General features: G+C 24.3%; 4 protein-coding genes, 2 tRNA genes, 1 rRNA gene and 3 pseudogenes. All 10 read left to right on the forward strand.

The features are described from left to right. Nucleotides 1-450 precede the first annotated feature (450 nt). The 10 genes and pseudogenes from PLC66_RS19295 to PLC66_RS19335 all read left to right on the forward strand — a co-directional run bounded on the left by PLC66_RS19295 (nucleotide 451) and on the right by PLC66_RS19335 (nucleotide 11,219). Complete coding sequence (locus tag PLC66_RS19295) at nucleotides 451-945, forward strand: cbb3-type cytochrome c oxidase subunit I (protein ID WP_324543544.1); 495 nt, start codon at nucleotides 451-453, stop codon at nucleotides 943-945. Nucleotides 946-1,617: 672 nt separating this feature from the next. Next, a pseudogene (locus PLC66_RS19300) lies at nucleotides 1,618-2,238 on the forward strand (cbb3-type cytochrome c oxidase subunit I); the annotation flags it as partial. A gap of 428 nt (nucleotides 2,239-2,666) precedes the next feature. Next, nucleotides 2,667-3,383: pseudogene (locus tag PLC66_RS19305) on the forward strand (complex I subunit 1/NuoH family protein). 274 nt (nucleotides 3,384-3,657) lie between these two features. Further along, nucleotides 3,658-4,260: a hypothetical protein gene (locus tag PLC66_RS19310; RefSeq protein ID WP_324543540.1), complete on the forward strand. Its 603-nt coding sequence runs from the start codon at nucleotides 3,658-3,660 to the stop codon at nucleotides 4,258-4,260. 28 nt (nucleotides 4,261-4,288) lie between these two features. Continuing rightward, nucleotides 4,289-4,648: an uL14 family ribosomal protein gene (locus PLC66_RS22975; protein WP_503012244.1), complete on the forward strand. Its 360-nt coding sequence runs from the start codon at nucleotides 4,289-4,291 to the stop codon at nucleotides 4,646-4,648. 1,276 nt (nucleotides 4,649-5,924) lie between these two features. Continuing rightward, nucleotides 5,925-6,512: pseudogene (locus PLC66_RS19315) on the forward strand (proton-conducting transporter transmembrane domain-containing protein); the annotation flags it as partial. A gap of 560 nt (nucleotides 6,513-7,072) precedes the next feature. Then, the gene (locus PLC66_RS19320; RefSeq protein ID WP_324543542.1) at nucleotides 7,073-7,516 is read left to right on the forward strand and encodes a hypothetical protein; all 444 of its coding nucleotides are present in this window, start codon (nucleotides 7,073-7,075) and stop codon (nucleotides 7,514-7,516) included. Between the two features lie 453 nt (nucleotides 7,517-7,969). Next, nucleotides 7,970-10,232 (forward strand): 23S ribosomal RNA (locus PLC66_RS19325). Nucleotides 10,233-11,053: 821 nt separating this feature from the next. Next, nucleotides 11,054-11,134: transfer RNA gene (locus tag PLC66_RS19330), tRNA-Leu, on the forward strand. 4 nt (nucleotides 11,135-11,138) lie between these two features. Beyond that, a tRNA-Tyr gene (locus tag PLC66_RS19335) sits at nucleotides 11,139-11,219 on the forward strand. The last annotated feature ends 73 nt before the right edge of the window (nucleotides 11,220-11,292 follow it).

Consider the following 11,292-nt stretch of genomic DNA (forward strand, 5'->3'; position numbering starts at 1 on the left):
TAATGGTTTTATTAACAATTAACAATTTTGTTAATAATTTTGGTTTGGATTGACTAGATTGGGCTATGTTAATTATTAGTCTTTATTATTTTTGCAATTGTGTATAATATATGTATGTAACTATTAATTTTAACAACTTTGGTTTGGGTTGATTAAATTTTATTCTACTTTTTATTTTATTTTATGTATTTTATAATTATTATAATTTGTTAATTATAAACCATATTTATATATACGTATTTATGGTATTTTTTATGTTTGTTTGTAGTTTTTTTTTTAAAAAAACCAACATTCCTTTATTTAATTGATTCGTAATATTTGTTGTTTTGATTTTTTTTTTTTGATCTTTCTATTATTTTAATTTTTTTTCTTTTAGATATTTTTATTATTTTGATTTTTTTTATTTTGTTTAATATTTTATTCAAATACGTGAAATGTTTTTTCAAAGTGATGCCCTTTTTCTCTTCACACTTAAAATTTATCATTTGTGATATAAAAAATATTGGTTCTGATTTACAATTTTTGTATTCAGGACTTCAAAAGGATTTTACTGATTTTTTATTTCTTAAAAGGTTGAGAAATAATTTTAATCGTTTTAACGATTTAAGAAAATACTTTTTCAAAAAGTATGTTTATACTATTAATCATAAAAGAATAGCTTTAAATTATTTTTATTTTAGTATGTGTTCTGGTTTATCTGGTGCTATTTTAGCTACAATGATTCGTTTAGAATTAGCTTATCCTGGTAGTACTTTTTTTAAAGGTGATTCATTAAGATATTTACAAGTTATTACTGCTCATGGACTTATTATGGTTTTTTTTGTAGCTGTTCCAATTTTTTTTGGTGGTTTTGCTAATTTTTTTATTCCATATCATATTGGTTCTAAAGATGTTGCATTCCCAAGATTAAATAGTATTGGGTTTTGGATACAACCTTGTGGTTGATTATTGTTAGCAAAAACAGCTTTTTTAAGACCACAGTTTTGACGTTATTATGATAAACCTGTATTTTTTTCACCATTATTAGATAAATCAAGAGTGCGTTTATTTACTGAAATTGATGAAACTGGTTTTAATTTTTCTAAATCATTAAAATTGTATGATATTGAAGAATTTTTCATGTTTTGGAAACATCGTAAACAAATTAAATTAAAAGATTATACTGATTTTTCATTTGTACCAAATAAATTAGTATTTTGAACATCAATTTTAAGTTATCCAGAATCACTTTGATTTGCTGCAGACAAAGCTGTAAAAGCTAGAAGAAGAAAAGTATATTTTACTAAATGTTCAAATCGTACTTTAACTATGTCAGGTTGAGCGTTTATAACACCATTTTCTAGTAATACTAAATTTACAGGTGTAGGTAGTCAAGATATTGCAGTAATTGGTGTTATTTTTACAGGTATTAGTACAACTATCTCATTTACCAATTTATTAATTACTAGACGTACATTAAGTATGCCTGGGTTACGTAATAGACGTGTATTACTACCTTTTATTACAATATCATTATTTTTAACAATGCGTATGTTAGCATTAATTACTCCTGTTTTAGGGGCTGCTATGATTATGTTATTATTAGATAGACATTGACAAACTACGTTTTTTGAGTTTGTTTATGGTGGTGATACTGTTTTATTTCAACATTTATTTTGGTTTTTTGGTCACCCAGAAGTTTATGTTCTTATTATTCCTTGTTTTGGTGTTGTTAATATGGTATTACCATTTTCTAATACTAGACGTATTGCTTCAAAACACCATTTAATTTGGGCTATTTATATGATGGCTTACATGGGTTTTGTTGTTTGAGGTCATCATATGTATTTGGTTGGTTTGGATCATAGAAGTCGTGCATTGTATAGTACAATTACTGTTATGATTTCATTACCAGCAACAATTAAAATTGTGAATTGGACAATGACTTTATTGAATGGTGCATTAAAATGAGATGTGGCTTTATTATTTGTTTTTGCATTTATTTTATTTTTTTTATCTGGTGGTTTAACAGGTATGTGGTTATCACATGTAAGTTTAAATGTTTCAATGCATGATACATTTTATGTTATAGCACATTTTCATTTAATGTTTTCTGCAAGTGTATTTTCTGCTGCTTTTGGTGCAATTTATTATTATTTCCCAGCATTATTTGGTATAAAATATTCTAGAATTTTTGCATATATGCATTTTATTTATTTTGTTGGTGGTCAATGGTTAACATTTTTACCAATGTTTTGATTAGGTTATTCAGGTATGCCAAGACGTGTACATGACTATCCTGCATTTATGATGGGTTGACATGGTATGGCATCAACAGGTCATTTAGTAACAATGTTAGGTGTTTTTTTTTTTTTTTGTATGTTATTAGATTCACACATTGAAAGAAGGGTTGCAGTTTATAGTACATTAGGTATTCCTCGTTGACATAAAAGAGTTTTATATTATGTTTATAAAATACGTTATTTACAATACACTAATAAAAATATAAATAGACTACCAAACTCAAAAACTAGAATTTATTTATCCAATTCTTATTTTAGTGAGTTTGAATTTTATAAAATTAATTAAATTTTATAAATACTTTCTATTTTTTAATATTGAGTATTTTAGGAGTGGTTTACACTTTATTAGGAGTGGTTTACACTTTGATTATAAATATTTTATTAATGTTGGTCTTGACAATAATTATTGCGTCGTTAACACTAATTGAAAGAAAATTTCTAGCATTAGTACAAAGACGAATGGGGCCGCATTTCGTTGGTTATAAAGGTAGATTGCAGTATATAGCAGATGCAATAAAGTTATTTATAAAAGGTGCATTCGCCCCTAATGAAACGAATAAGTTTTTATTTGTAACAATACCAAGTATTGCATTAGGAGTGTGTTATTCATTTTGAATAAATAGTTTATGAGGTCCTAGTATTTCAATTTTTGAAATTGAATACAATGTAATTTACACATCATTGTTTTCTGTTTTATTCGGTTTATGTGTAATTTTAACAGGTTATTTCAGTAAAAATAAATACGCTTTATTAGCAGCAATTAGAACTGGTATAGGTATGCTGAATTTAGAAATTTTTTTAGGACTTATGCTATTAAACGTTGTTTTAGTTTCAGAATCATTTTCATTTTCTATGATAGTTATTTATCAAGAATTTTATTGGTTAATTTTTTTGTTTTTTTTTTTGTCAGGTTTAATTGTAATAACTTTTTTATTAGAAACTAGTAGATCACCTTTTGATTTACCAGAAGCTGAATCAGAGTTAGTAACTGGTTATACAACTGAATATGGTGGTTTTTTTTTCGGTTTATATTATTTAGGTGAGTATTTACATTTATTTTTTTTTTCACTTGTAATAATTATTTTATTTTTTGGTGGTTGAGAATTTCCTAATTTTTTATTTGGTTTTTTTTTAAATAATTATTTATTTTTTTAATTTTTAAACTAAAAAACTGATATAAAATATTTTGGTATATTGATTACAGAGTAAAAGTTTTATTTTGGATTGAATAATTTTATCTTTTATAGGTTTTCAAGAATGGTGGCCTTGAATTAATCCTTTTAGTGAAATTTATGTTTTTCAATTTTTTATTATTTTTTTTATATATTTGATTTATTTTTCAATAAATTTTTATATAATATTGTTTTATATTTTTATGCAATTTTTTATTTTTGGTTTATTTTTAGGTTTTTATAATCTAGAATTGTTTACAGCAATTTTATGGTTAACTGAATGTGTTATACTTTTTATAAGTGTTTTGTGCTTATTTTATTTAAATGTTTTTAGTGATACTCAAAAAAATTCTTTTTTTTTAGTTTTCTATAAATATTTAGGTTTATTTATAAGTTTTTTTTTTTTATTTTTTACTATAGATTATTCTTATGTTGTAGAAAATAATTTATTTTTTCAATCTTTATTTTTATCAAATGATGATTATTATGAAGCGTTGTATAATAATAAATTGAATGATTTATCTCCATTAAAATCTAGTTATTATTTAATTAGTAGTTTGGAGTTTATTTTTGCAGGTTTATTATTATTAATTGCAAGTGTTGTTTGTATAAATTTTTTTAGATTAAAAAATAATTTTAAATTATCAAATTATTCTGATTTTTTATCATTATTTAACTTATTTAATGATTTTATAAATTCATCATTTTTAAGAAAACAAAATTTAATTGATCAAAATTTCATTTTAAGTGCTATTAGATTTTTTAAAAAAAAAGAAACCCAAAATTATGATGTTATTTCTTTATAATTTAATAAAATTAGTTATTTTTTTGTAAATGATACAGAAGAGTACTGTTTTTAAACCCGCTGACAATTGTGGTATATTACGTGCTAGAGTTTTTCATGTATATAAGAGTGCAAAAGGTAAATATGCATATATTGGTGATTTTGTTAAATGTTCAGCGTTAGAGGTGTTACCTGATAACCCCTTACGAAAAAAAACAAAATCAAGAGGGATTCTTATTAGGAGTATTTTTAGAAGTCATAGACGTGATGGTCTTGTTGTTGTTTTTAAAAAAAATGCATGCGTTCTTTTAAAAAAACGTATGACTCCTCGTGGTAGTTATTTACGTGGTACAATACCTATTACAATAAGAAGAAAAAAATTTTTGTCATCATTTGCTAAAAAAATTTAATTTTTTTTATAAATAAATTCCTGTCGTCTAATGGTTAGGACGATGAGTTTTCACCTCATAAATTAAGGTTCGATTCCTTGCAGGAATAATTTATACAGATGTTTAATGTTTTATATAAATATTGGTACAATGTTTCAGACTCACCTTCTAATATTTTTAAAATTAATATTTGATCTTATGTTAATATTAGATTTTTTAAAATGAAATTTTCTAGAAATTTAGTTTATTTTATTTTGAGTTTAAAATCATTAAAAGTTAATCAAATTAAAGTTTTTTATAAAGATTGAATTTTTGAGGATTTTTATTACTTTTTATTTAAATTTTTTTTTTTTTTATTAATTATTGTTTTAATATTTTAATAGATTTAATTAGATTTGTTTTTTTTTTTATTAAATTTAAAAAATTTACATTTTTTGAATTTATTCATATTTATTTTTATTTATATTATGTGAATTTTATTAGTTATATTTTTAAAAATTAAATATTGTTTAATTTTCATTTGATTTTTTTTTTAAAAAATTGTATTGAATTTAATTTTTTGTTTTTTATTTTTAGTTTAATTTTATCTATTATTGTTTATTATTTTTCTAAAAAAAATAATTTTTTAAATTTAATTAAAAATTTTGATAATGTGTTTGTTTTAAGATTAATTTTGTTGTGTACACTATTAATTTCTTTTTTTATTTTTTTTTTATCATTTTTAGTTTTTTTGAAATTTTATCAATCTTTGGTTTATGTTTATTTATTTAATAATTTTAATTTTATATATAATGATATTTTGTTTTTAAAAATTCCTATTTTTTTAAATATTTTTAATAAATTTTCTATTGAATTTTTTGGTTTTATTTTTATAATATTAGCTTATATAGTAGGTTTTTTATCGTTTTTAGCTCTTGATACACGTTTATTTTGAAAAAATATTAAATTTATTTTTATTTGTAATTTACTTGTACTTATTATATATTTATATACTGTTGTTAATGATGTTTTATTGTTGTTTATATTATATGAATGTATGTTAATTCCTTCATTTTTATTTGTTTATTTTGTGAGTCCTTATAAACGTGGTATACAAGCATCGCTGTATTTTTTAATATGAACACAATTAGGTTCTTTATTAGTGTTAAGTTCAACAGCTTATGTAATTTATACTACTGGTCACACATCATTTTTAAATTTAAAAAATTTTATTTTTACTTCAGATGAAAATTGGTGAATTTATTTTTTTTTATTTTTTGGTTTTGGCTTCAAAGTTCCTATTTGACCATTTCAATATTGGTTGACTAAAACTCATGTGGAAGCACCTGCAGGATTTTCTATTTATTTAAGTGGTTTTTTGGTTAAAACAGCTATATACGGTTTTTTTAAATTAACTAATGAGTTGTTGGTTGAGGTTGATACTTTTTTTTTTTCAATTTTTGCTATTATGGGTGTTATAGATGCTTCTATTAAAATGTGAGGTCAATTAGATTTGAAAAAATTGGTTGCTTACGGTACAGTTCAAGAAATGAATTTATTATATATTGCATTTTTATGAGGTGATACAGGTTTGTATATAAGTGGTGTTTTATTTTGTGTAACACATGCATTTTTATCATCAATGATGTTTTATATTGTTGATTGTATTCAACGTAGATATAATACAAGAATAATTTCTGAATTATCAGGTATTTTACATATAACCCCTAATTTAGGTATAATGGTAATATTAATGCAAATATTTTATTCAGGGTTACCAGGAACTTTAAAATTTATTTCTGAATTTTATCTTTTTTCAGGTTTAATTAATTTTTCTTTTATTTCTGTTTTTTTATTATTGTTTGTTGCTAATTTTTTAGGTTTAATTGGTTTTAGTAAATGTTGATTTAATATTTTATTTGGTTTAAATTTAAAATTTAAAAATAATATTTTAATTGATTTGACTTTAAAAGAAATTTTTTTTTTTTGTATATGTTTTTTTTCTTTGTTGTTTTTTGGTTTAATATTTAATATAAATGTTTAATATTGATTATTTTTAAAGTTTAAGTGTTATGAGTTTTGACTATGATTCAAATCTCTCAATATCTTTTTTTAAATCATGTGTTTTTATTTTTGAATATGGAGCATATGATTTTTATGTATTTTTCTTCCCAAGAAGGTAAATATCATTTACCTAGAACATTGTTTCATATACATAGGATAGTTTTTTTTGATGAAGATTATAAAGAAATTAGTGTATCTGAAAAAAATGTTTTTTTTTTAAAATTTTATTTTTTATGATCTAGAAATTATATTTATAATAAAAAATTACTTGTAGTTAAAAATCCTACAATTAAAATTAATAAACGTTTAGCTAATATTTATAATTCAGTATGAACTAAGGTTTTCCATTTTTGTAATAATTTTTTATTTAATTTTTTTTTAAATGATATGAAATTAATAATTTTGGATTCTGATTATAAAAATTTTTTTTATTTTTTAATTAATCATTATGGTAAAAAAAATATTTCTGAGAATTGGGATTTTTTTTTTTCAGATCCTAAAAAATTTTCTAAATGGAATTGGTGTTGGTATTTTGATATTTTTTGCAATACTCATAAAATTTCAGCAATTTTTGTTACAGATACAGTTGTAATTAATAATAATGTTACTAAAATTTCTAGATTAGGTCTCCCTATTATTTCTTTTTTAATTCATAAACAGGATGATTTGGTTGATTATTCTTTTTTTTTTAGAGTAAAAGGTAATGAATACTATTATTTATTAGCAAGTACGTTTTTAAATTATACATTTTTTTTAAGTTTGCATTATAAATTAAATTGTTTTAAATTCTCGTATATGAAAAAAATTGGTTATTTTGTAAATCATGTAACATACGAACCTTATTGATGAGATTTTGTAACAAGATTTCCTGACCCAGAACTTAATTTAGAATAATTAATTCTTATGTAATTTACGCAAAATATTTATTGTATATTGTTTTATAAAATGTTGTATAATTTTTTTATTTCTTTTAAATTTAGGAGATTTAATCAATCTGGTTGGTTTTTAGATTTTTTTTTAAAAAAAAATGTTGAAGTTTTTGTTAGAAATATTTTTTTATATTTAGGGCAATTTTTTGCTGAAAAATATATGATTGAGTTTTTAACAAAAAAAATTTTTAATTTTTGTATTTTTTTTTTTAATCGTTATTTGGGTTGGGTGAAATTAGAGTATGTTAATTTTTTTTTACAATTTTTAATTTTTTTTTTTTATATTATTTTATTTTTTAATTTAATTTTGATTTTTTTTTAATTTTTTAAATAATTTTTTAAGATAAAGTTAAATGTTATTATATTTCAGTATTTACTGAAATAGAATATTGGAGAACCTTCTTCAAAAACTATTTTTTAAAAACTTTATAGAGAATAAGTATTGTGAAAGAAAGGTGAAAAGAATTTTTTTAAAAAATTTAAAAGATTCTGAAACTTAATGCATTATCAAATGAAGTTTTTTTATTTCATTGTACCTTTTGTATAATGAACTAGCAAGTTTATTAAAATAGCAAGCTGTATTTATAAATAGCGTATTGAAAAAATTTTTAGTTATTTTAATAAGACCCGAAACGAGGTGATCTAATTATGATCAGGTTGAATTGTGATTTAATATTGTTTGGAAGACCGAACCCATAAATGTTGCAAAATTTTGGGATGAATTGTAATTAGGGGTGAAAGGCTAATCAAACTTCGTGATAGCTGGTTTTCCGCGAAATCTATGTAGGTAGAATTAGTTATTTATTTAAATACAGGTTGTGTAATTTTAATCGTCTGTGGGTTAAGGGTTTACCCTATCTTGCAAATTTTTGAAAATCTTCTAATTGTATTTATAAATGTAACAAGACAGATAGTTAGCGCGAAGGTTAATTATCGAAAAGGAAACAGCCTAGATTAATTGTTAAAGTTTATAAATGTTGCTAAGTACAAGAATCTGGTAATATAAACAAGGTTGGGAGGTAAGCTTGGAAGCAGCTATCCTTTAACGAAAGCGTAACAGCTCACCAATACTTAATGTTAAATTGTTTAATTAACTGTATTTTATTGGATCATAAATTTAAAAGTTAAGCAACATACTGAAACATTAAATTAATTTTTTTAAATTAATGGTAGCGGAATGTTTTGTATATTGTTGAAGATAAGTTGGAAAACTGATTGGAGATATCAATATTATTAATGCTAGTATGAGTAATAAATATAATGTGCGAATCATTATTGCCTTATACCTATGGGTTTCTTTGTTTTGATTTTCTTACAAAGTAAAAATCGGTCCCTAAAACAAAAAAGTTTTTTGAAATTTGTTTATGGGTTAACATTTGTTGTTTAATTAAATATATGATTTAATAAATATGTTTTAACATAACTAAAATTAGATGATTGTTATATTCGATGTCTGATTTTATATTAGATCCAGGAAATAATTTAATTAATAAAACCGTACTTAAACAAACACATGTGGGTAAATTAGTAAATGAAGGCAAAAGAGGTAATAATTCTGAAGGAACTCGGCAAATTGACCCTGTACCTTTGGAATAAGGGGGACCATAAACGGTGTCATAAAAAAAGGAGTAGCGACTGTTTAACAAAAACACAAGATTTTGCTAAATTTTAATGAAGTATAAAATCTGACGCCTGCCCAGTGCTGCAAGGCTAAACTATTGAGGTATTGTGCTTCGATTATAAACCCCAGTAAACGGCGGCCGTAACCCTGACGGTCCTAAGGTAGCGAAATTCCTTGGCGGGTAAGTTCCGTCCCGCATGAATGGCGTAACGACTGCTCCGCTGTCTCCAGAATTATCTCTATGAAATTGAAATAACCGTGAAGATGCGGTTAAGTACAGCTAGACGGAAAGACCCTATGCACCTTTACTTTAAATTTTTTTTTAAAATTACTGTGGTTTATATAGTTATGTGGGAGATTTATCAAAATTGGAAAACCACTTAAATTATGGTTTATTTTAACATAATAATAATATTTATTATATTAATAAAAAAAAATTTGTTAGTTTAGCTGGGGCGGCTATCTTCTAAATAGTAACGAAGATGAACACATGATTCCCTGTAAAATAATTTTTTAATTATTTGAGATATTTAATAACTTTAAGGGGTCTGATTAACATACTTACAAGTAGGTTGAGGACAGTATTGTCTGTTATATTGACCCGGTAATAATGTAAGGAATTATTATCGATCACCGGATAAAAGGTACGCTAGGGATAACAGGCTGATGAATCTTGAGAGTTCCTATTGATGGGTTTGTTTGGCACCTCGATGTCGACTCATCACATCCTGGAGGCGCACAACCTTCCAAGGGTTCGGCTGTTCGCCGATTAAAGTGGTACGTGAGTTGGGTTCAGAACGTCGTGAGACAGTTTGGTCCCTATCTACTGTACTTTAAAAAAATAACCAACATTTTACTTTAGTACGAGAGGACTAGGAAGACTTAACCTATGGTTAACTAATTGCTGAGATTAACAGCACGGTTGGTACGCTACGTTAAGCGCAGTTATAATAGCTGAAATCTATATAAGCTAGAATTAGGGTTGGATTATTTTTTAATAATATTAATTAAAATTAATTTATTTAATTTTTTTTTCATATGAATCTACAATAATTGGGTCAGTAGATATTGGTTGTTTTAGAAAATTCGGCAGAGAATTGTGGTTGAAAGAAAAATTTTAATATTAATGTTTAAATACTGTAGGGTTTGTTTTTGTTAGTATTTAAACTAACAATCGCATTAAGTGGATGCCAATAGTTTTTAAAATTACGTAAATTTATTTACGATAATCGTTTTTAAACAATGTTTTGATATTTAAATTTGTTTGGTATAAACGAGTTTTTTTAATCCTAACGAATTAAATCATTTAAGTAGTTAGTTTAATAAAAATCAATTGAGAAGTATTTAGTGGTGAACGAATATACTAGTTTTAATTTTTTAATTAATTGAATGATTTTGGAATAATCTGCTAAAAAAGGTGATAGTCCTGTAAATTTTAATTTTTTTAATAACAGCTGTTCGACCGGTGTCAGTAGGGGCTCATTACCCCTTTTATTCTTAGAGGTTCGACTCCTCTAAACGGCCTTTTAATTTTTTTATTATTGTTGTGTATTGTATTAATTTTATGTAGGGTTTAATTATCTATTAAAATTGGGTTGTAATGTGCAAATATGAGATTTTTTAATTTTAAAACTTTAGTCGTTCGACCGGTGTCAGTAGGGGCTCATTACCCCTTTTATTCTTAGAGGTTCGACTCCTCTAAACGACCCCATATTTGCACATTATAATTTTATATTAATTTTTTAATTTTAAAACTTTAGTCGTTCGACCGGTGTCAGTAGGGGCTCATTACCCCTTTTATTCTTAGAGGTTCGACTCCTCTAAACGACCCCAATTCATATGGCGGAATAGGTAGACGCGCGAGACTTAAAATCTCGTCCTTTTTGGGTATAGGTTCGATTCCTGTTATGAATAAATAGAAACAAATCCCGAGTGGTGAGGGGGCTGATTGTAACTCAGTTGGTTTGTACCGTTGTAGGTTCGATTCCTACTTGTTTCAAAAAATTAATTTTTTTTTATAGCATAGCAATTGTAAGCGTTAGCATAGCAATTGTAAGCGTTAGCATAGCAAT

The organism is Thauera sp. (genome assembly GCF_035444905.1).
Classification (GTDB): Bacteria; Pseudomonadota; Gammaproteobacteria; order Burkholderiales; family Rhodocyclaceae; genus Thauera.